General features: G+C 46.5%; 17 protein-coding genes. 4 read left to right on the forward strand and 13 right to left on the reverse strand.

Annotation, left to right across the window (positions count from 1 at the left end; all coding sequences use genetic code 11):
- Positions 1-2: 2 nt before the first annotated feature.
- The 13 genes from HJG39_RS02065 to HJG39_RS02125 all read right to left on the reverse strand — a co-directional run bounded on the left by HJG39_RS02065 (position 3) and on the right by HJG39_RS02125 (position 15232).
- Positions 3-1508: a phage tail protein gene (locus HJG39_RS02065; RefSeq protein ID WP_268406205.1), complete on the reverse strand. Its 1506-nt coding sequence runs from the start codon at positions 1506-1508 to the stop codon at positions 3-5.
- Between the two features lie 86 nt (positions 1509-1594).
- A complete protein-coding gene (locus HJG39_RS02070; RefSeq protein ID WP_268406206.1) occupies positions 1595-6646 on the reverse strand; it encodes a hypothetical protein in 5052 nt (1683 codons plus the stop codon).
- Between the two features lie 53 nt (positions 6647-6699).
- The gene (locus HJG39_RS02075) at positions 6700-7185 is read right to left on the reverse strand and encodes a hypothetical protein (protein WP_268406209.1); all 486 of its coding nucleotides are present in this window, start codon (positions 7183-7185) and stop codon (positions 6700-6702) included.
- Between the two features lie 27 nt (positions 7186-7212).
- Complete coding sequence (locus tag HJG39_RS02080; RefSeq protein WP_268406211.1) at positions 7213-7620, reverse strand: GPW/gp25 family protein; 408 nt, start codon at positions 7618-7620, stop codon at positions 7213-7215.
- A gap of 46 nt (positions 7621-7666) precedes the next feature.
- The gene (locus tag HJG39_RS02085; protein WP_268406213.1) at positions 7667-7873 is read right to left on the reverse strand and encodes a hypothetical protein; all 207 of its coding nucleotides are present in this window, start codon (positions 7871-7873) and stop codon (positions 7667-7669) included.
- Between the two features lie 47 nt (positions 7874-7920).
- Positions 7921-9522: a hypothetical protein gene (locus tag HJG39_RS02090; RefSeq protein WP_268406215.1), complete on the reverse strand. Its 1602-nt coding sequence runs from the start codon at positions 9520-9522 to the stop codon at positions 7921-7923.
- A gap of 4 nt (positions 9523-9526) precedes the next feature.
- Positions 9527-10294 carry a CIS tube protein gene (locus tag HJG39_RS02095; RefSeq protein ID WP_268406216.1) on the reverse strand — a complete coding sequence of 256 codons (768 nt, stop codon included), beginning with the start codon at positions 10292-10294 and terminating at the stop codon, positions 9527-9529.
- Positions 10295-10297: 3 nt separating this feature from the next.
- Entirely contained in the window at positions 10298-10453 is a 156-nt protein-coding gene (locus tag HJG39_RS02100; RefSeq protein ID WP_268406218.1) for a DUF5908 family protein, read from the reverse strand.
- Positions 10454-10464: 11 nt separating this feature from the next.
- Entirely contained in the window at positions 10465-11145 is a 681-nt protein-coding gene (locus HJG39_RS02105; protein ID WP_268406220.1) for a phage tail protein, read from the reverse strand.
- Positions 11142-11723, reverse strand: coding sequence for a hypothetical protein (locus HJG39_RS02110; RefSeq protein ID WP_268406222.1), 582 nt, complete (start codon positions 11721-11723; stop codon positions 11142-11144). The genes HJG39_RS02105 and HJG39_RS02110 overlap by 4 nt, the downstream gene beginning before the upstream one ends.
- Before the next feature lie 214 nt (positions 11724-11937).
- Positions 11938-12378, reverse strand: a complete 441-nt coding sequence (locus tag HJG39_RS02115; RefSeq protein WP_268406225.1) for a phage tail protein — start codon at positions 12376-12378, stop codon at positions 11938-11940.
- Positions 12379-12531: 153 nt separating this feature from the next.
- The gene (locus HJG39_RS02120; RefSeq protein ID WP_268406228.1) at positions 12532-14499 is read right to left on the reverse strand and encodes a phage tail sheath C-terminal domain-containing protein; all 1968 of its coding nucleotides are present in this window, start codon (positions 14497-14499) and stop codon (positions 12532-12534) included.
- A gap of 145 nt (positions 14500-14644) precedes the next feature.
- Positions 14645-15232, reverse strand: a complete 588-nt coding sequence (locus HJG39_RS02125) for a hypothetical protein (protein ID WP_268406230.1) — start codon at positions 15230-15232, stop codon at positions 14645-14647.
- Positions 15233-15373: 141 nt separating this feature from the next.
- Between HJG39_RS02125 and HJG39_RS02130 the strand changes: the two genes are divergently transcribed.
- From HJG39_RS02130 to HJG39_RS02145, 4 genes are read left to right on the forward strand one after another with little or no spacing between them, the layout of a single operon-like run.
- Positions 15374-15526: a hypothetical protein gene (locus HJG39_RS02130; RefSeq protein ID WP_268406232.1), complete on the forward strand. Its 153-nt coding sequence runs from the start codon at positions 15374-15376 to the stop codon at positions 15524-15526.
- Between the two features lie 35 nt (positions 15527-15561).
- Complete coding sequence (locus HJG39_RS02135; RefSeq protein WP_268406233.1) at positions 15562-16182, forward strand: PilZ domain-containing protein; 621 nt, start codon at positions 15562-15564, stop codon at positions 16180-16182.
- Between the two features lie 21 nt (positions 16183-16203).
- The gene (mfd, locus tag HJG39_RS02140) at positions 16204-19677 is read left to right on the forward strand and encodes a transcription-repair coupling factor (RefSeq protein WP_268406235.1); all 3474 of its coding nucleotides are present in this window, start codon (positions 16204-16206) and stop codon (positions 19675-19677) included.
- Between the two features lie 6 nt (positions 19678-19683).
- Complete coding sequence (locus HJG39_RS02145) at positions 19684-21318, forward strand: CsiV family protein (RefSeq protein WP_268406238.1); 1635 nt, start codon at positions 19684-19686, stop codon at positions 21316-21318.
- Positions 21319-21453 lie beyond the last annotated feature (135 nt).

Raw genomic sequence — 21453 nt, forward strand, 5'->3', positions numbered from 1 at the left:
TCCTAACCGGTAAGCTTCATGATGAAATACAAGGCACAGAATGGAGGCATAATATCCAGTGCTTCACCGCCCCCTGTTGCATCCATAGTGATATCGGTCTTGGCTTCATCTAAACTAACATTTGAACTACTGCTATCCAGCGTGATACCCGTTGTTGCCCGACTCGTGTCTTTATCACCATCATGGGTAGCCTGTGTTCTATCGTCTGCATCATCCCCGTCGTTATTTCTGTGACCGCGATATACATGCGAGTGACCGGGGTCATTAATGTTATGATTATGGCCGGGGTCGTTAACGCCGTGATTATGCGCCGCTTCATTTAGGGTATGTTTATGGCTTGGCATGTTAGCGACCGAAATCACTTTGGTTTCGCTACCTGATTTTTGCAACAAGCTTCTTTCCGTTAGCCCACTGCCTTGGCCTGCACCAATAATGAAGCGACTACGTAAATCCGGTGTCCCGTTTTCACCATCGCATAACGCCCAACCATTAGGCACCTCGGTGCCCGACCACATGATAATTGCGCCCCTTGGCATAATTTGGTGGATCGCCCGTTCTGTTAATAACTTACCCGCATCTAACCCATCACCAAGATCATTGGAAATGGTATTCACCGTTTGACTCGCGCCAAGCTGTAGGCTGGTAGATATTTGCGCCGTGGCACCAACCTGTAAATGCTCATACACATTCACCGAATCGTTAATTTGCAGGGCGTCGCCATCGCCAGAATTCAAAAGGCCGGGAATCGATACCTGATCACCGTTGGTATCGCCCAATTGAATTGTGCCGCCATTGGCTTGAGCAACCGACTTAATATCAATTTCCTGATTAACCGTCAGCTTGCCTTTAATTTCCACGTCACTATCCACCACTAAAGCATCGTGCAAGTACATAGGGCAATGCATATCCACTTGTGGCGACGTGCTGGTGGTCAACGCATTAAAGCTAATGCCTCCAAAGCGGTTAATGTGCATAAACGACTGGTCACTGGTTTCGTTTACAATGCGCGTGTCACCGTTAACGTAAAAGTTCGCCCCCTCGATTTCGCTTTCCACTTGCGAACGCACGTAAATGTTACCGGCGTTGGTAATGCGTGTTGGGGTATCATCGTTGGCAAAGTCTTCAACGTACAAGGCATCGCCCGCATCGTCGCTTTGGTTAATGTGTAATTTAGCTTTGGGTTTGCTCATGCCTAAACCGATGTTACCCGAGCCATCTTCCATGAAGAAATGCGTGTTACCAGAAGGGTCGGCAATGGTGTAACCGGAGTCGTTGTCGGAGAGCAAACTCATACGCCAATGATGGTTATCATCATTGTAGAAATCCAAAATATTTAATCCTGCCCCGTTACCTTTAATACGCACAGGCAAGTAAGGTTCTAACGGTTTGCTAATGCCGTCATCTAAGGCATTAAAACCGGAATCAAATACATCGGCGTAATCTTGCGCGGTGGGTTGTGCGCCGGTACGAAATTTCTGTTTTAACTCGCGACGATTCTTTGCTGTCATAGCGTTACCTTATTCTTTATTTGAACGAAAAAATGGGGGACCAAAATTGGTTTAATGTAGATATGAATTTGTTTGCTTAACGTGAGTTACTGCACGATGTTGTCCAGTTCAACCACCATGTAGCCAACACCTTGATAATCTTCTGGGTCGAAGTGTTCGCTAGCGATAACATCAACACGGTGAAAATCGCTGGACACCAGCATGGCGTCTGGGCGATCAACCCGCACCGAACCGCCTAACACCGGCTCCCACACTTGCCTTTCTTCATCAGTACCCGCATTCAGGGTGACGCGCTTAAAGCAGGTCAAGTTCGCCACGTAATCTACGTATTCTTGGCGTTCAAGATGGTCAATTACTTCCGAGAAATAGAAGCGATTACCCATTTGAATAGGCTCGGCTTGTGCATCCACCCAAGGCGTTAACAAGGCTTTAATCGCCTCCACCACATGAGTTTGATAAATACCCGGCCCAAAACCTTGGTTAAAGCGCACCGCTACGCGGAAACGAATTTCTTCGTGTACCGGATTAATCACATTCAGTTGCACTTGCGGCGGCGCAACGCGGCTTAACTCGGTTTGAATTTGAGTGAGCAAATCCGGCGATACCGCAGGCTTTAACACGTTATCAATAGGTTGGCCTTTCATTTCCGGCAGCACCACCAAGGTTACTGCTCCCGGAGCTTGCTGAGTTGCCTGTGATCCAGATACACCGGGTTCTGCCGATGGCAATTCGTTGTCTGCCAAGCATTTCACCTGACGAATTTGCGCAAAACGCGCTAGTAGCAATCGCTCATAATCCCACAGCGTGACCGCCCGGTTTCGATGCCGCAAACGCTCGCTAACATCACGGTAAAACGCGGTATCCGATGCTTCAGCGCGTCCAGAAACCGAGGCATATGGCTGCTCAACCGAGGATATTTTCCCGTTTGCATTTACCAAACCTTGCACCGAACCTGCGCTTAAAATGGGGTCTGTGTTAGCGCTAATGGGAGTAACACGATTCGCGCGCATGGCTTGCGGGGTAATGGCTTCGATGCGTGCGGCAGAATCGGCGTTGTTTAGTACCTGTGCCACCAACCAATGTTTGCCTTGCGGTAACAATGGGCCGTTTAGGGCGATATCGTCGGGTAAGCGCACGCGGATCAAACCAGAAAAGCTCATGGAGCGCGTGGTGTCGTCCAGCAGATTTTCCGATGGCAAGGCTTTTAAACCTTGCTCACTACGGTAATACCAATGCAGCGCTGGTGTGGATAAATTCGCTTTACCGGTTCCTGAAACGACTTGCACCAGTAAGTTAATTTCATCTTGCGGATTGGCTTTTTCCAGTCCCAAATACAAATACCCTTCGTCGTCGAATTGCGGCAACAAACTCGCGCCTAATTCTAAGCGATTGGGGTTAATGGTTTGGTTCACATTAATGCCACCAAACGGATGCAAATGCGCTAAAAGAGAATGCTCGTCGGTATCGTAAATATCCGGCGTTAATACCTCTTCCGCCTGATAATCCACACTAAACGACCTTACCTGAGGCGTGTACGGCTCGTTAATTAATGGCAGTTCCGCGCCTTCGCTTTTCGAGGCTTGCAAGCTAAGTTTACGCACCACATGCGGATACAGCTTGTGCTGAAAATCAGGGTTGTTTAGCGTCAGTTTAAAATAACGCTCGCTGTCTAATGGCGACGCTGGTGCCACCGTTGAATAGCGTGGCAAAAACTGGTAGCTAGAATGCGCAAAGCCGTGTTCAACCTCAATATGGCTGGTGTTTTGCGCATCGGTATTGAGTAGCAGTAAGTCCTGCTCTTGTTCAATAAAGCTGCGCTGATTAAACAAGCTCATTTTCACCTGATACGCTGAATTACTCAGCGCAGGCACTTGGTCTGGATAAGCATCACGATACGCTTGATAGTGCTGGCCCAAGTTTTCCGGCAAATCCACCCATTCCATGTTCAGCCGAATGTTGGAGAGCTTTTTGCGCGCCAACTCATAGTGACTAAAGTACAAAGACGACCCCGCATAAGGCTGCGAGCCAAAAGGTTGGAATGGCTGCTCCGCTGCCAACAGGGTATCGTCGTTGGCTAACTGCAATTGGGTTAAGCCACGCACATCCACATGGACTCGCACATTATGCAAACGCACATGGGAAAAGTATTCGTAGGCGATATCCACCGCTTCTTGGGCTTGCGTGGTATCAACAATATTGGCCAGTTTAATTTGTAACACAGGTTCGATAGGCGCAAATCCCGGTACGGCTTCTGAGGCTGGCGCAGGTGTGACTGCTGGCAACGTGGAATCTAAATGAATATCGAACACAAACCCCGGATAGGTTGAAAACTTCTTAATTCGGGGGTCGTCAAAGTCCGCTTCGGTTGTCGGCTGAATATTCACTAACGCTTGTGCGAAAGGCTTTTCCGGGTCGTTATCGTCGGTGCCATCCGTGGGTTCAACCAGTTGGCGAATACTTAAGTTAAGGCCACTTGGGAAGCGCAACATACGGTTTAGGTCGCGTCCGCTGAAGAGTAATTTGTCGTTAGCACTATTGTTTGAATCGCTGTTTGCAGCGCTGCGCCCAACTAACCCCTGCGGAACAATATCGCCCACAATGCTTCTATCACGCAGCGTCAGCGAGGTAATACGATGATGTGTTGAGGCGTTACTGGAACCATTAATGCTGCTCATCATGCTGGCGGGTAACACGCCCAACAACGTGACTTTTGCGGTGAGATTATCGGGCAGAATTTCGGTAACACTTAGCACTTCACCTGAGTGCAAAATCACGTAATCGCCTTGCTCGATAATTTCACCCGCGCTACCAAAACCGCCATCGGCTGGTGCCAGCGACACTTCTTGCTTGACTGGCGCGTAGGTTAACGTGGTTAATGGCGAGGTACTTTGAGTAAAGGCAAGCTGTGGCACATGCCAGAATTGCTGGTTCGATAAGCCTTCAACTTTACTTAAGTAGATAAGCTGAAGCTGGGTTGAGGTGGCGTTATACACTTGCCAAATAGAGCCATCATCCCACACCACGCTATCGCCATTTTTGATGTTCACTGCACTCACAGGCAAATTGGTTAATACCAACAATGCTTCTGGCGAATGCGCGGCAACTAAATCGTTACCAATATTTTGAATGCTATAGCTAACTTGCTCGCCATGTGTTTGGGTGTTCAAGGTTTGCCAGCCATCGTCGCCACTTAAGCGCAAATCAAAATGCAAAGTGCCTTGGTCTTTCGCCAGTTGCAAATCATCTAATGGGAAATCCGCTTGCTGACACGCCACTTCCACACGAATACGTCGCTCGCCTTCTGCCAAATGCAGCAGCGGCGACACGACCGCCAAACCCGGGCCATAATATTTGTCGCTGCCTACGGCCACATCAAGGCGACCAAAAGCGGGATTGGAGCCATCTAAGGTGGCGTTTTCTTCGGCCACGATATGCTTAACATCGTATCTGCCGGGGCGCGGCGTTTGTTTATTGCGGCGACTAAATTCAATGCGCTGCAATTTGTAAAAGAAGCGATACCACGACGTTTCTGGCGCTTGGGTTACATCTAAAATCTGGCTTATGGGCAAACCATAAAGCGATGCAGAAGTTAAATGGCGCTCGTAAATAAACAGGTAATCGGCAACGCTTAAATCCAATTTAGACAAGTAACGAGCCACTAATTTCGTGCTGTCTTTTAGGTTTTTCGGATCATCTTTTAGTTGGTGGTATAAGGTTTCTAAGGTGTCAGAGGTTGACGGCATTGCCGGTAAACGGTCGCCTGGCTGCGGATCGCCAAAAATATATTCAAACAACACTTGTAGCTGACCTTTTTCGCCTTTGGTAGAAGGCAGATATTGGGTCAGCAAGTTTTGCATTTGATCTTGTTGATAGCGCTTGGTAAACGCCGCTTCCACCTTGCTCATCGCCACAATCCACTCACTCTCATCGGGGAAGGTGTTCGACCAGCCTACCGCTGCTTGATACAAGCTCATGTAACCTTCAAACACAGCCACATCGGTAAAGCCAAGCTGATGCAGCACGTAGTTAATGTAGTCCTGTTTTTGCGCCACATCGTTGCTTGTACCGCCTTCACCAAAGGTCTGATAACGATTAAGCAAGAAGGCTAAATCAATCGTTTGTGGGATATTTCCGCCAGCTTGCGTGCCGTAACGGGGAAAAACGCTGCCTTCAATATGCTGAGTGAGCTTGTATTGGAACAGAATATCTAAATCGGTTTTTGCCATTGAGCGCACGTGAACATCTAATGCACTATCAAAATCACCTACATCCACAAAACCAAGCAAATTCACGATGTAATCTTGGAATTCTCGGGTATAACCTTGCTCAACGGGGTTGAACAAAAAGCGGTCTACCAAGAAGGCTAAATCTACCGCTTGGTCGAAGTAACGGCCTTTAGGGAAGCTCGGTAACACATCACCTTGGAAGTATTGACCAAGCGCCCAGCGTAGTGCGACTTCAAATCCGTTTTGGTAAGTTTGCCTGAGTTGATTAAGGCTAATGTAGTGGCGATTAACACGAACGGATTTCACTTCGCTAAGCTGCGCTTGATTCACCTGATAATTGGCATCTAAAGCAAACTGAATCGGGTTGCCATCGGCATCGTTTCCGGCATTAAATAAGGTCCCTTTGGTTAGCGTAGTGCCTGCGGAATTGCTCGGGGATTTCGCAATAAGATGCACGTAATCCGCTTGCCCTTTTGCTGGCGACATTTGCAATACGTCGCGATAGTAAAAGTCTAAATGCTGTTGCGTTAAGGTAGCAAAACGCGCACGCACCGCCTGACTCATTCTTAGGAAAATGCCGACTAACACGCGTTGTGGCTGACTCAAATAGGACAAGCGATCTTGCTGTTCGCGCTGCAACGACAAAGGCGCATCGGCTTCCACCGCAAAATCCGTAGGGTTGGCTAAGTACGCGAGCATTTCTGCGGGATCAGCTTCGAAGAGTCCTTGCCAATCTCCCGCGTCTTGGTTGTCTAAATCGAAATAGCGGATATGTGCGGCTAACTGTTGCATTAGCGCTAATTGCTGTTCAACGGAACGCTCTTCAATAGACACATACTCTGCGCTAAGCTGCGCAGCCAAACGCTCATACTGCTGCGTGCCGTAGCGCGCAATCGCTTGATTCATATTCATAAATTAATTTTCCAGACAAGGGGGTTGCAAGAAAGCAAGGGGGCCGTTAAGTGCTACGCTGTTTTGATATAAAACTTCGGGTCGGCAAGCTGTACACGCACTTTCCCCATGTATACGTTCGTGTCGGTAGAACCATCACTTGGCGACATGGCTTTTAGGTCGTTGCTTACCTGCACATCAAAGGGTTGACCTTTCAGTACGATTGGGTCTTTTTGAGCGATAGTCGTCAGCTCAGAAACATGGGTTTTGGGTAACGATGTCAGCGCGACTTTAATCACACCAATAATGGAATGCGTTGCCGTTGAGTAATTCACAGACACCGTAATGGAGTCGACATCCGGTTGCTTACACAACGCCTTTTTTTCGCTTTTCCAATGACTGCTGCCCTTCAAGGTAATGTGCAATTCGCTGCCTGCGGCTTTGCAAATCAACACGCCACTTGGGGTATTTTTAACAACCGCGGTTCCCGGTAAAAACGTGACGGCGGGCGTAACGGCGATGATCAAGGTGTCATCGGATTTAAGCGCGATATCGAGCATACGCGTTACCTCCTAAAAACGACAAAGCTACACGGGCAAGCCAGTATTCAAATTAAATGGAATTTGCGTCACCGCGCTTTCACCTTCCGGTGTTTGATAGGCAACCTGCACAATAAGCTCGGCATCGTTATTCGGATTCGGCCCAACTTGAATATCCTGAATGCCAATGCGCGGCTCATGTTCGTCGATAGACTGCTCCACAATGTCTTCCACTAACTCCAGCAATTCAAACGACATGCCTTGAAACGCGTAAGCAGACACATCGCAACCATAGCTCGTATGAAAATTACGTTCACCAGGGGCGGTGGATAACATGATCTGCAAACACTTGGCTAAGTTATCAAGCCCTGTTTGCATTAACGGCTGGCGCGTGTCTCGCTCAAATGTCGGCGGGAATGCCCAGCCCACTTGTTGTAACGGGGGAATATCAGCCATGATAGCTCCTAAAATTTAAAGTGAAATGGGGTAAACGACAACGCTATTACTTGGGTTTGTCGACATCCATTGCTTCGGTTGCGAATTGAATATTTTTTGCTTGAAATGTGAGGGTATCGTTGGCGAAATCGTAGGTTAAATAGGTTTTTCGCTGAGTTTCATTTCCTTCTTCGTCGTATTCGATGGCGTTGTAGGAAATGGTTTTTTTATCAATATCTTCTTCTAATTCAAAAGATAGGTAATTTCCGGACATATAAGCTCTCCCGATAGCGCGTCATGAGTTAACAACAAGGATGCAATCTATGCTTCACGCTGAAACAGTGGTAGGTCGATACCCGCCAATGCAACGCCATGAGCAGGATCACTTTCAGTAAAGCTAACAAGAATTAAGTCTCCCTTTTTATAGGAGGGCCACACCTGACGGCGGTTTTTATGCTCTACGTTATCTTTCTTTTGCTTGTCGCCTTTGACCTTTGAGCTTGCACTACGAGTTATTTTTCTGAACGTAAAAACAGTATTAATATCAAATAAATGCGCCTTTACATCGCCATCTTTTCGCGGTGAATCGTCGTTAACAACGGCAATGTGAATACCTTGAAGTCCAGGAAGAATCGACTTTGCTGGGGGGCGCTGCATATCGGGAAATTCTTCGATATGAAATTTTGGTGATGAGCCCCACTCCAAGGTGGTTTCCCAACCTTTTTCGGTAATTGAATGGTTAATTCGGGTCAGCAACGCTGTTGCTTTACTTGGATCACCTTCAAAATCAATAAGATTTCCCATTCCCTGACCAACAAAAAGTTTACGGCCCAGAAAAAGGGCAATATTGCCTTTTTCATCAGGTTTATCGGGTTTATCTTGTTGATAACGCCCTTCATCCACAAGATCATTGTTTATCAATTTCATTTTCCCGCGCAGCAAGGCATTTCGAACCTTCCATTCTCGCGCACGCGCCATTTGAATACCAAAATGAGAGGTAGACTTTTCGAGACGTTTAGGCAGATAAGATGGCCACGCATTAGGTAATGCCAAGGTTTTTGCGGGCTTATTGCTGTTTTGGTCTCCCGCTAACAATCCACTTCGATAATTTAACAACAGGTCTCTGACTTCTTTGTTGTTATCTTTAGGCTTATCATTGTGATACTGAAATTCGCCGTAGTTGCCCCCAGCCGCCTCGGCATTTTCGATTTCAAGAATTTTACTCGCTGTTTTTTTGCCAAGAAGATAGTCATAACCTGCACCTGTATCAGGTTTTAATTGCACTGTAGGTTGAACAACTGGCTTACCGACATGTTTCTCAAACTCAATTTTATCCAGCGAAATTTTACTGTTACCTTGATTTGCGCCTATTTTGTAGTCGCCTAAGTGTGATGTGTGCTCATAATTATTCATATCCAGCGGCTTTTGCTGGAAAAACATCAGCTTCTGTTCAAGCTTTTCATCCGCGCTAATTTCCTCAACAATCCAAGCTCGATAAAGATCCGCAAGGCACACTAAAAAGTCCCAATCCGAAATATGTCGCTGCATAAGAGGATGCATTTCTGGGTTTTGTTCGAAGGTAAAAGAACGGTGTTGAATTTTTTGCGTTAGTGCATTCAGTGGGCTTTTTAAGGTGATATCGACTAAATCACCGTCGGATGTAATCTTTGCGTCAATTTTAACGATAGTCCCAATAAAGAGCAGCTTTGCTTCGTTTTGACTGACTTTAAGGGTTAACTTGGAGCCTAATTTTAATCTACGCTTAATGAATTTATCGCTTGGGTCTAAAAAAGTAATGTTAGCGGTGGGAATACGATTAACTTCCCTTGTGACTCTTATCGAATCAATGACTAAAGGGTCCTTCTCACCAGCAATATTTTTATCATTAGTGGTATCAATCAATTCAATTTTTAAATTCGACATAGCACTACCCGTTATCCGATGAATCTTCTTTGAATACGCAATCTAATTCGGCTCTAAGCACACGACCATCGCGAGTAAAATGCGTGTAATTGATATCAACGCTGTCTAAATAACAGGGGTAGATCTTCTTTCTTTTCGCTTTAAATTTACCGGCCTCAAGACCTCCAGGCCGATTAAACACTCTTCCCCAAACCAACCCTAAATAGGCATTTTGCGCGTCTTTATCGCCATCTTTTAGGGTTTTTTGCGTAGTTAAATTAAGAAAGCGTTCAATAGCACGCCCAACATGGCCGTCTCTGGCTCCCAACGGGACGGCATTGACACCTGAATGCAACGGGCTGACGTTTGAATTGGCAAAAGTTGTATCTTTGTATAGCCCTTTTAGCTTTTCTTCATTTGCGATTGCCAATAACCGGCTTGCAGAATAACCAATGTTCTGAAAATTATCCGCTTCATAGTTATTCAACAAGGTGAAAACATTCCTACCCGAGTAATGAAACGCAGATGAATCGGTTAGTACCAATTTAAAGGAAATTTCTTCGGCCTGATTACTAGCAACAGATAACGATGCCCCCGTTGAATTCAAACCGACCTGACCCGCTAAGGTATTTTTGTATTTTATTTTCATCGACTCTGGATTAATCGGCGCAACAAACCCTCGGTCCCATTGCCGTTTTTCTCTTTTAACATCGCTGTAAGCACGAATTTCCAATCGACTGGTCAATGCGGTAGCAATGGCATCACTACCTATAGCGGCATGGTTAATAGGCATGGTTTAACGCTCCTGAAGTTGTTCCAGTTGCTTACGTAGTGAAGCCACAGAGACAGTTGAGTTTGACGATGAAGGTGCTTTTTTGCGTGAAGGTTCTGAGTTGGCTTTAGACGATGACTTGACTTCTGCTTTGATAATCAATTCTCGGATTTCAATCATGCTCAACCCCCTTAATACAGAATGTGCGCAAATTGGTGACCGCTGCCACCCTCAGCATAGATTTGATGTCGATGGCTGTAAGCGAATTCCATACTTTCCATGAAAATACCGTTTTCATCGGAATCTAAATCTGAATTCTCCCATTTAACAGGAATCGCATTGCGAAATAACCACGCTTCCAGGGGCTTACTATTAGGGTCATTAAGCGTGACAAGCACCTCACCAGGGATCGAAATAAATTGATTCATGGCAAGAGAGAATTCTTTGCTGGTAAGGGAACTCCCAGTATTAACAAAGCCGCGTTTTAGCACTAAATTATCGTGGCTGACGCGCGATGGAATATGCATCATTTCGTTATTAAACCCGCCTTCTGAAATAACATCGGTTTGCACTGTAGACGATAATCCCGACACCTTGTTAAAGCGAAAGTCCAAAGGGTTGATGCCAGACTTTACTCCATCGTATGAACTATCATCGATGTTATCTGCAAACCCTAATAATGTGGAAAATGCCGCTAATTCTTCGATTCGCAAATGGGTTATTGTGTTAATCACGACTTTTGCAAATTTGAAATAGTTTAAGTAACCGGGAAAAAAGGTCACTTGGAAATAAGAAACCACGGGCGGTGCGTGCTTGCCCGCATTAAAACTTAAACCATTTCTTAGGTCTTCTGTATGATCAACAAAGCTCATTTTTCTTCCCCCACAAATCCATCCGTGACTTTCATCGCATCAGCAATAAAGGTTAGCTCGGCAACATTGGCCCCTTTGTACGGGTTGCGTTTAATGATAGCTTTTTGCGGAATGCCATTGGTAAGTTCAATAAAAGGCCGAAAGTTGTAACTGGTTCCGCTTGGGTCTCCGTTGCCAACGTAAACTTTTACGGTATTTCTATCCAACGCACCTTTGTTGATAATCTCAGCCCACTTGTAAATACTGCGCTCGATTGAGCCTTTACCAGAAATGGGGTCAACATCGGATGTAACATCGTCAACTGTTGAACGTCCTTTATAGTCATTTTTAAAACGACGATAATTTTGAACCGTATCACCACTGCTGACTTTTAGTGACTGACGAAAAGTAAACTCAACAGGATTCGTGGCAGCCTTTACATTGGCTAAATTACCTGTGCCTTCAGTGTAAAGACCAATGCCAACATCGGCTTTCATGCCAACAATATTGTCGAAATGAAATTCGCTATACTTACCTGCTTGGTATGAGGCATCGTGATAAACAAGAATAAACTGATTGTTGATAAAATGTGCAGCCATAACTCCCCCAAAAAAAGAGCGCGCGAAGCCGGGTCAAAGACTCCGCGCACGGCTAAATAGCTGTGTTTAATTGTCAGTCACCCATAGAGATTTATCGCAAACTCGCCGTGGATACTTCCATGTAAGCTCCGCAGCCGCTTCCCTGCGGCTGAGGGTTTGCTCCTAATTCTCTAAAGGTGACTGATAGTTTGGAACAGATATTTAGGTTAAAAACTTAAGGAAATTCAACCTCAAGGTCTTCGGCGATCAGCTCGATTTTTTCCACCGCAATGGTGTTTTCTTCGCTGTCCCATTCCGGTGCATGAATGGCAATGGGGAAGCAGCGTTTTACACGCCACGTTACCGCTGGCTCATCGGTTTTTTGTGCATTGTTGTACAAGGTAATGAGGATTTCTTTTTTATCCACATCGCCTTCACGAACTTGCTTAAACCATGAATACAAACCTTGTAAGCCTTTGCCTACGCCGCGTTCGAGCGTTAACGTTACCGGCTCGATATCGCCAGCAATGTTTTCCATCGCACCAAATTGGTTAATGGAACGCGCGGTTTTTAAACGTAGGTTTAGGCCGTAAACCTTCTTACAGACAATGGGCGCATCTTCACCGTCTAGGGGGTCGACAAACTCCACGCTGTAGTTAGAAGACAATAATGCCATAGTGTGTTACTCCAATTTTGAGCTGGTCAACGCGGCAGTAGATAACGATTTACGCTCGCCATTTTGCCCAAAGTTAACCAGATAAAGATGTTGAAATGTGCCACCAAACGGCAGCATAAAAGCGGTACTGGATTTGGTACTGGCTCTTTGGTATTAGTTGTCTAATACGTGATGGGTGAAGTTGATAATGATGAACTCCGCAGGACGACTTGCTCGAAGGCCAACATCAATTTTCATGCGACCATTCAAAATATCGTCTTCGTTCATTGTTACGCCTTGACCAATACGCACGAAGAAGGCTTGTTCTTTGGTATCGCCCACCAAACCACCGGCTTGCCAAAGGTCTTCTAGGTAGCTTTCCATTAGCGCACGCACTTTTAACCATGTAATGGGCGTGTTCGGCTGGAATACCGCAAAACCTGTGGCTTTTTGTAACGATGCTTTTACCATGTTGAACAAGCGACGCACGTTGATATAACGCCATTCATTGTCGTTACCTGCCAGCGTACGCGCCCCCCAAACTAAGGTGCCTTTGCCGGTAAAGGTGCGAATAACATTGATGGATTTACCCGCGTTAACGTCTACGTTGAGGTTTTCTTGTTCGCGATTATTTAAACGACGCACAGGCTCAATAACGGAAGCAACACCAACGTTTGCGGGCGCTTTCCACACACCGAACGTGCTGTCGTTTGCCGCATAAATACCGGCAATCGCAGAAGAAGGTGGTAATACCATGCGTTGCAATTTCAGCTCAGCAAGAATGTCGTTGTATAACGCGCCTTTATCAAATTTGATGTCGCGCAATTTCACATCAGAAGTGGCGAAATCTAATTCCGTTTTTGACAGCGCTAAAATGCTAGAAGCGGCACCAGTGCCCAAGGCTTTGATGTCGAACAATTGTGTGTCGGCGATGCCTTGCCAAGCAGCAATGACGTCTTCAAGAGTGGCATCGGCAGCAACAGAAATGTGTAACTCAGAATTCTGGCCTGGATCCGCTTGCGGTGTAATTTCAAAGCCCGTTTCCGTTTGGTCAACTTCGATGCTTACAGCCGGTTTATTGCTTTCAGGACCATAATAGAACACGCCTAAGCCGTTCATGTTCTGCACATAGCGACCTTCGTGATAGCTAAGTGCGGTGGGTGCAAATGGAGTAACAAGCGCTTCCGATGTGCCTTGCAGTGCCATGCTGAATTTACCGCGTGCCGATTTCCCTAGCGCATTCCACACTTTGAATAATGCAACCGACGAAATGCTGTCGGTATCTTTTGCCAGCGTTACCACAAGCTCAGCGTCATTCACCGTAATGCTGGTGGATTCTGCCGTACCCGATGTCACCACAGATACCTTAGCGCCTTTGCCTTCATCACCTGAGAAGAAAAACGCCACGCCGTTCGGATCGGTAGTAAATTGCGCCACTTCATCATCGTAGCCCGTTAAGCGCACCGAATCTTCCGTGAAGGCATGGGAAATAGTAGTACGCACATACGGATAATACGCCGCGCCGTGGATGAGGTTGTTGTTACCTACACTTTCACGGAACGCTGCCGAAGCATCGTCAATGCCAAGTTCCGCGCCGTCTGCATCGTGATTTAACACATCTAAAATGCAGAAGCGGTTTTCCATGGAAGAACAATGTAGCAGAGCTTGTTGAACCAAGTCGTGATAGTCGTCGGGGTTCAAGTTCACCGCGTCAGTTAAGCAAATTAACGATGGTACGTCGTCTTTTTCTAAGCTTAACAATGCCTTTTCAAAATCGCCTTTGTCTGGCACTTGATCATAAGTACCAAGTGAAATCACATAACATACGCCGCCACCATTTTTGAAGAATAACTCCAAGCTTGGGGTCACGATGTAAGAAGATGCTGGCGTTTGGATATCTAAAATTGAATAGCCTTTTACTTTTACCGTGTAGTTCGGGTCTAAGTAAGCGCCGCCGAAGGTATTCTGATACTCTAGCATGGAGCTAATTGGCACCAGTTGTGGTAAGCCGTCAGCGTCACGTTCTAGTGTTTTTTCTGTGTACCCGATGAACACAGGAACCGCAGTGGACACTTGTGCGACGGACGGTGCTAGTGTCGATGTTTCCTTGGTATAGACACCGGGTGTTTTATGATCGTTCATTGAAGATCCTCATATGTTGCAGAATGGTGCAGGGTTAACAACGTGACGTGCACTTAAGAAACAGCGACCGCCACACATTAGGAACTAAAAACAAGGGTGATATTGGGATTTGCCCCTATCTATTGCGAGATAACGCAAGAAACAGTTAGTCGATAGATTTAAAATTGGAGATTTCCGTTGTCAGAATCGGTAAGCCAACCAACACATCGTCAACCAGATGCATGGAGGCGGTAACTTGAACCAATAAGTTCAGCGCCCCTAACTCATCTCGTTGTAAGCCGGAAAATTGTAATGAGTGAATTTGATTGGCATTTACCTCTGCCACAAAACTGTGTTGTAGATAAGGTGCAAGCGCTTGTGCGTCTGTTTCAACACGTTTGATCACATCACTTAATAACAAACGAGCCGCTTGGGATTGGGAGTCAACTTGTTGAAAATACGCATCGTTTTGTAATGCTTCCGCACCAACCCTTGCCGAAATGGCGAAAGTACAATCCAGCCATAAAGGCGCTAACGTACGATAGGTCGCGTTGTTTTCATCTTGTTGCAGGGTTTCACCCACGCCTTTTAGCTGGGTATTTTCATCGGCCTTAAGCAAGGCTAAATATACCTGTGCGCTGGCGCTTTGTTCTTGCGCTGCATCCGGCGTAGGCATTATCTGTAGCGTTGTCACCAAAGGCGACATCACGCCTTGCAAATAAGCAATAAGCGACTGCTCGAGATCAACCAGCATAAAACCTCCAAAAAACATTCAAAATTGGGTACAAGTCAACATGGGAAAATAAGTAAAGAGGCAGGCTCCGCCACATCGCTATTGTATTTTCGATGTGCGCAAATTCTGTTTGTGGGAAGTAGACGCAAGGTGTTTGCGGATGTGACAATTGCACTTGAGATAAATGTGGTATTTTTGAAAAATGCATCGAAAAGCCGTTTGCAAACAGCAATCCCAACGCGCAATCAAGCAACACATTGGGCATGTCTTGTTGCTGATATTCTTGCTTCACTAAGCCAATTCGTACTACCCTAACATCACGTGACCTTTAAGAATTTCGCTGTCCAACAATGGATAATTTAACGTTAGAAGAAAAACGCGAACAGTTTCGAGAATATTTCGCCGTTAAACACGAAACCAATATCAACATTACGCCTGTTGCCGATGGTCAACCCATTCCTGATGTGGATCACCTTACCGAACACATGCCTTACGCCTTTCGTATTGCCAGCGACATTTCTACTATCGAAGCTAAAGCCATTCGCCCGCTACGAAACTTAAGTGATCACGCCTCCGAACTGGCTGAATTTTTGAATCATCAGTCGCATAAAATCGACTTGATTATGTCTTACGTGTTGCGGCAAGAAGACGCCGTTGATTTTCAATTTCAAACCCTGTCATTTGGCGGCAGTGGCGTTACGGTTAAAACCGACAAACCCCTGACATTAGGCTCAACCCATGAAGTTAAACTGTTTCTAGACGTAGAAGCCAGCGCAGTATTTTGCTTTGGCGAAGTCATTGAATGCGAGCCTGCAACCAACGAGTCAACTTGCGAAAATACGGCACCGCAATACAATGTTTCGCTCATCTTCACCCGAATTCGGGAACAAGATCAGGAATTGTTAGTGCGTGCCAGTCTTCACATACAAGCACAGCAATTACGTAAAAACAGACAGCCGACTAACCCTTAATCAAAGCAATTTCCACTATTCATGACCAGTAGCATTTTCGCGCCTGCACTGCCCAAAAAAGCAGGCGATCATCAGCATTGGGCAAACCTGCAAGGTAGCGCGGCTTCTCTTGCTATCAGTCAAGCGGCAAAAACGTTCGCTAATCGTGTGTTGTTAGTTACCTCAGACACGCCTAGTGCATTGAAATTAGAAAAGGAAATCCGCTTTTTTTCAGATGCCAAGGTACAAGTTTTCCCTGATTGGGAAACCTTGCCTTACGATAATTTCTCGCCGCATCAGGACATCATTTCCCAGCGTTTAGAGACCTTATATCAGCTCACGCAGCCTAAATCCGGCATCTTTATTGTGCCTGTAAACACCTTGTTGCAACGCATGGCGCCAGTGAATTACTTAGGTCAATTCCTATTGATGCTGGAAAAAGGCCAAACACTGAACATCGACGAATTTCGTTTGCGTTTAGAAAAAGCCGGTTACACCCATGTTAATCAGGTAATGGCACACAGCGAGTTTTCTATTCGTGGCAGTATTATCGACTTATACCCAATGGGCAGTAAGCTACCGTTTCGTATCGACTTATTCGACGACGAGATTGACAGCATTCGCACATTCGACCCAGATAACCAACGATCACAAGAAACCGTTGAACGTATCCGTATGTTGCCTGCCCACGAATTTCCCACTGACGAAGACGCGATTGAGCGTTTTCGCAAAAACTACAAGGCACAATTCGACGGCGGCATAGGTAAAGGCTCGATTTTCCACGATGTAACAAGCCGCGTACTTCCTGCGGGTATCGAATACTATTTGCCACTGTTTTTCGATAACACCGCCACTTTGTTCGATTACTTGCCCAAAGACACACTCATTTTATCTCATGGTGATTTGCAGTCATCGGCTGAATTTTTTTGGGCAGACTTAAACGAGCGCTACGAGCAACACCGCTGGGACCCACTTAAACCACTTTTGCCGCCCACCGAACTATTTTTGCGTATTGAACAACTTTTTGCTGAGCTAAAAAACTGGCGTCGTGTATCGTTGTTTTCCGAAGTGGGCGAAGTAGACAAACCCCAAATATGCAATTACGCCATCGACAAAATTGGCGACATTGCAGTCAATCCACAACTAAAAGTCCCCACGAGTAAAATCCAAGAAAGCGTTAAAAACTGGCTGAAAAACGGCTACAAAGTGCTGTTCTGTTCGGAGTCTCAGGGGCGACAAGAAACGTTACAAACCCTGCTCAAAAAAGCTGACATTAAACCCAAAACGGTGTCGGGATTCGATGCATTCCTGAGCAGCCACGACAATATTGGTATTTGCGTTGGCTTAGTTGAGCACAGCTTTATTATCAATGAAAGCGATGCCCCACTTGCCTTTATCACCGAAACTGAATTGCTGGGGCACAAAGTCAGCCAACGCCGCTTGCGCGACAAGCGAGAAGCCACCGACGAAAGCGCCGTTATTCGCAACTTGGCAGAACTCACGCCGGGGCAAGCCGTGGTGCATTTAGAGCATGGTATAGGGCGCTTTAAAGGCTTACAAACCTTAGATGTTGGCGGCATCACCACCGAATATTTAACTATTGAGTACGCCAAAGAAGCCAAGCTTTACGTGCCAGTTAGCGCTTTACATTTAATCAGTCGCTATACCGGTGGTGACACCGATGGCGCCCCATTACATTCACTTGGTTCAGATTCTTGGAGCAAAGCGAAGCAAAAAGCCGCTGAAAAAATTCGTGATGTTGCTGCACAACTATTGGATGTGTATGCTCAACGCGCGGCAAAACCCGGCTTCGCTTACCCTGTGGAATGGGATGGCTATCAAAGCTTTGCCGACAGCTTCCCGTTTGAAGAAACCGCCGACCAGCAACAAGCCATTGCCGCAGTGCTCAACGATATGCAGTCCCCGAATGCCATGGACAGATTGGTATGCGGTGACGTTGGCTTTGGTAAAACCGAAGTGGCCATGCGCGCGGCTTACATTGCTGCCAGTCAGAGTAAACAGGTCGCGATATTAGTGCCTACCACCCTACTTGCTCAACAACACTACGAAAACTTCGTTGACCGCTTTGCCAACACGCCAGTACGCGTTGAGGTGATGTCACGCTTTAAAAGCACCAAAGAGCAAAATCAAGTGTTGGAAAGCCTTGCTGCGGGCAACGTGGATATTGTCGTCGGCACCCACAAGCTGATCCAAAAAGATGTGAAATTCCACAACCTTGGTTTAGTCATCATTGATGAAGAACATCGTTTTGGTGTGCAACAAAAAGAAAAGTTCAAGGCACTACGCGCAGAGGTCGACATCCTGACACTCACCGCCACGCCGATTCCACGTACCCTGAATATGGCGCTTTCGGGCATGCGAGATCTATCCATTATTGCCACACCACCAGCTAAGCGACTGGCTATCAAAACCTTTGTACGCCAAAAGGACAAACCATTAGTGCGCGAAGCCATCATGCGGGAAATATTGCGCGGTGGTCAGGTGTATTTCCTACACAATGAAGTGGAGAGTATTGAAAAAACCGCGCAGGACATTATTGAGATAGTGCCTGAGGCGAAAGTCGCCGTAGCCCATGGTCAAATGCGCGAACGCGACTTAGAACGCGTAATGTCAGACTTTTATCACCAACGCTTTAACGTATTGGTGTGTACCACCATTATCGAAACTGGTATCGATGTGCCATCTGCCAATACGATCATTATGGATCGCGCCGACCATTTAGGCTTAGCGCAGCTTCACCAATTGCGTGGTCGTGTGGGTCGCTCACATCACCAAGCTTATGCGTATTTACTCACGCCGCATCCAAAGCGTATGACCAAGGATGCGAAAAAGCGCTTAGACGCCATCTCATCACTTGAAGATTTGGGTGCCGGTTTTGCCCTAGCCACGCACGATTTAGAGATTCGTGGCGCAGGTGAGTTATTAGGTGAGGACCAGTCCGGTCAAATGCAAACCATTGGTTTTAGTTTATATATGGAAATGCTCGAACAAGCCGTGGAATGCCTAAAAGAAGGCAAAGAGCCCACCTTGGATTCCGTGCTTTCCAAACAAACGGAAATTGAACTGCGTATTCCGGCACTACTACCAGAAGACTACATTCCTGATGTGAACACGCGTCTTTCGCAATATAAGAAAATCGCCTCGTGTAAAAACACAGACCAACTGGAAGATGCTCAAGTGGAGCTTATCGACCGCTTTGGTTTACTGCCCGATGCCACGCGCAATTTAATTGCTATCAGTGAAATGAAGTTGGTTGCCAACAGGTTGGGGATCACCAAAATTGAAGCCAGCGGCGCAGGTGGCGTGATTGAATTTTCGGAACAAACCAAGGTTGACCCCGGTTTTTTAATTCGACTGCTACAATCACAACCGAATATTTATAAATTGGATGGCCCACAAAAACTCAAATTCAAAATTCCCACAGAGAATGCAAATGAGCGTGTTAAACTCATCAATAGCATGTTGGAAGAATTCGAAAAACAGCAGGTAGCTTAGGCCTTTATGCAAACTTTGTTCAGTAACCCGCTTCAAGCGCAGCGCTTGTCGCGCTCAATAAAAGCGGCGTGTTTTGCGCTTGGTGGCGTGTTTAGTGGTATCAGCCCAACACTTCACGCACAAAGTGACAATTGGTGGTTTGATGTTGAAGTGATTTTATTTAAACGCTTAATAGACGGCAGCCAGTTGCGTGAAAGTTTCCCTTATGAGATTAGCCCCGTGGACTTGCGCCAAGCTAAGGACCTCATTAGCGAACGGTTATCGCCCGACACCCGTAAAATTGAGCAGCTCTTGCCACTTTGCTACCACGAGGATCCTAGCGCGGAAATTCAGCTTCCCTTGCAAACCGCTCCTGCATTTCGTATCGACGAGACCTTGTTTGCCCCGCACAATATTGAGTTTACAGCGCCTTCCCTCTCTGAACAGTACTCGGCACTTGAAGAACAAGCTGTCGCCTATGATGAATTTGAGCACATTCAGCAATCTGAGGCGCGTACTCAAAAGCCGCAAACGACTCAGGCTGAACCCTCGCTAGAAACCTTACAAATGGCGTTTTCTATGCCAGAAGATGAACCCACGGAACCGGCTGAGGCGGCGCAATCCAATGAAACACAAAACACGCTAAATTCTGTTGTTAGTGAGCTTAATCAAGATGGTGCAGCGCTTGAGCAATCCAGTGAAATGCTGGCCTCAGAAGTGGGCGGTGCCGATGAAGCGGTTATGCAGCAAGATGCGAACGTTGAAGCAAGCTTCGCTCCTGATTTACTTCAGTCTGACACGCCGGATAACAGGCTTATTCAATGGCAGGTGCCAAGCTCGCTAGCATGTCGTTTTGAAGAGCAAGCCCCGGTTGCGCTTCCCTTCCCGGACTCGGTTCCTAATCCGTTACTGGGATTAGCGCGCAATGATGTACGAGGGCCGTATTTGCTACCCGCCTCTGAGTTTAAGTTAAGTAAGCTCGCAAGGGGGTTAAGTCGTAAGCGTAATATCGATGGTTTGTTGCACGTTGCTTGGCGTCAGCGTGTGGAGTTTGGTAAGGAAAAGGCATCGGATTTTCGTTTATACGCTGGTAAGAATTTCTCGGATACGTTTACTTATGAGGGGTATCCATTGCCCCCTGAAGCGGATGCTAATTCGATGTTGGGGGAACAGGAAGGTCTTTCTGATGAAACGCAGCAAGGTGTTTTGTTGAGTGCTTCTGCTTCGAATTTGGTTGATGAGATTGAGCAGGCGTTAGCGGCGTTGGAGCAAACGGATGTTCTGGCGTCTGAGCAAGCGTCGACGTTGCCAATTTTGGAGGTGCCTTTAGTCCCGGAGCATGTGAAACCTGAGCAGGTTTGGGAGTTGGACGGGCGCTTTAAGTTGTATTTGCAGAATATTGGTCGCGTGCCTTATTTGCATATTGATAGTCATTTGAATTATCGCCAGCCGATGGTTTTGGATGATATGTTGTTGCCGGAGGCGTTTCGTGCTGAGGCATTGGCGGAAGAGGGTTCGGCTCAGCCGCGTTATTTTTTGAAGCCGTATCCGTTTATGCAGCTACGCCGTGTGATCAGTAATCAGATTCATTATTTTGACCACCCGATGTTTGGTATGGTGGTGCAAATTCGTCGTTATCGTTTACCGAGTTTTATGCGTTAGTCTTTGAGAGCCTTGCTAGCCCAAGCGTTAACGCTAAGTGGGCTTCTACGCTAAGCGGGCTTCTGCGCTAAGTGGTGCTTCTGCGCTAAGTGGTGCTTCTGCGCTAAGTGGTGCTTCTGCGCTAAGTGGTGCTTC

This window comes from Alteromonas sp. a30 (assembly GCF_026788005.1).
In the GTDB taxonomy this organism is placed as follows: domain Bacteria; phylum Pseudomonadota; class Gammaproteobacteria; order Enterobacterales; family Alteromonadaceae; genus Paraneptunicella.

Excerpts from the sequence above, each read along its gene's own strand:
- HJG39_RS02110 (WP_268406222.1), bottom strand. The coding sequence starts at position 11,723 with ATGGCTGCACATTTTATCAACAATCAGTTTATTCTTGTTTATCACGAT.
- HJG39_RS02070 (WP_268406206.1), bottom strand. The coding sequence starts at position 6,646 with ATGAATATGAATCAAGCGATTGCGCGCTACGGCACGCAGCAGTATGAG.
- HJG39_RS02090 (WP_268406215.1), bottom strand. The coding sequence starts at position 9,522 with ATGTCGAATTTAAAAATTGAATTGATTGATACCACTAATGATAAAAAT.
- HJG39_RS02120 (WP_268406228.1), bottom strand. The coding sequence starts at position 14,499 with ATGAACGATCATAAAACACCCGGTGTCTATACCAAGGAAACATCGACA.
- HJG39_RS02105 (WP_268406220.1), bottom strand. The coding sequence starts at position 11,145 with ATGAGCTTTGTTGATCATACAGAAGACCTAAGAAATGGTTTAAGTTTT.
- HJG39_RS02080 (WP_268406211.1), bottom strand. The coding sequence starts at position 7,620 with ATGGCTGATATTCCCCCGTTACAACAAGTGGGCTGGGCATTCCCGCCG.
- HJG39_RS02145 (WP_268406238.1), top strand. The coding sequence starts at position 19,684 with ATGCAAACTTTGTTCAGTAACCCGCTTCAAGCGCAGCGCTTGTCGCGC.
- mfd (WP_268406235.1), top strand. The coding sequence starts at position 16,204 with ATGACCAGTAGCATTTTCGCGCCTGCACTGCCCAAAAAAGCAGGCGAT.
- HJG39_RS02095 (WP_268406216.1), bottom strand. The coding sequence starts at position 10,294 with ATGCCTATTAACCATGCCGCTATAGGTAGTGATGCCATTGCTACCGCA.
- HJG39_RS02135 (WP_268406233.1), top strand. The coding sequence starts at position 15,562 with ATGGATAATTTAACGTTAGAAGAAAAACGCGAACAGTTTCGAGAATAT.
- HJG39_RS02065 (WP_268406205.1), bottom strand. The coding sequence starts at position 1,508 with ATGACAGCAAAGAATCGTCGCGAGTTAAAACAGAAATTTCGTACCGGC.
- HJG39_RS02100 (WP_268406218.1), bottom strand. The coding sequence starts at position 10,453 with ATGATTGAAATCCGAGAATTGATTATCAAAGCAGAAGTCAAGTCATCG.
- HJG39_RS02125 (WP_268406230.1), bottom strand. The coding sequence starts at position 15,232 with ATGCTGGTTGATCTCGAGCAGTCGCTTATTGCTTATTTGCAAGGCGTG.
- HJG39_RS02075 (WP_268406209.1), bottom strand. The coding sequence starts at position 7,185 with ATGCTCGATATCGCGCTTAAATCCGATGACACCTTGATCATCGCCGTT.
- HJG39_RS02115 (WP_268406225.1), bottom strand. The coding sequence starts at position 12,378 with ATGGCATTATTGTCTTCTAACTACAGCGTGGAGTTTGTCGACCCCCTA.
- HJG39_RS02085 (WP_268406213.1), bottom strand. The coding sequence starts at position 7,873 with ATGTCCGGAAATTACCTATCTTTTGAATTAGAAGAAGATATTGATAAA.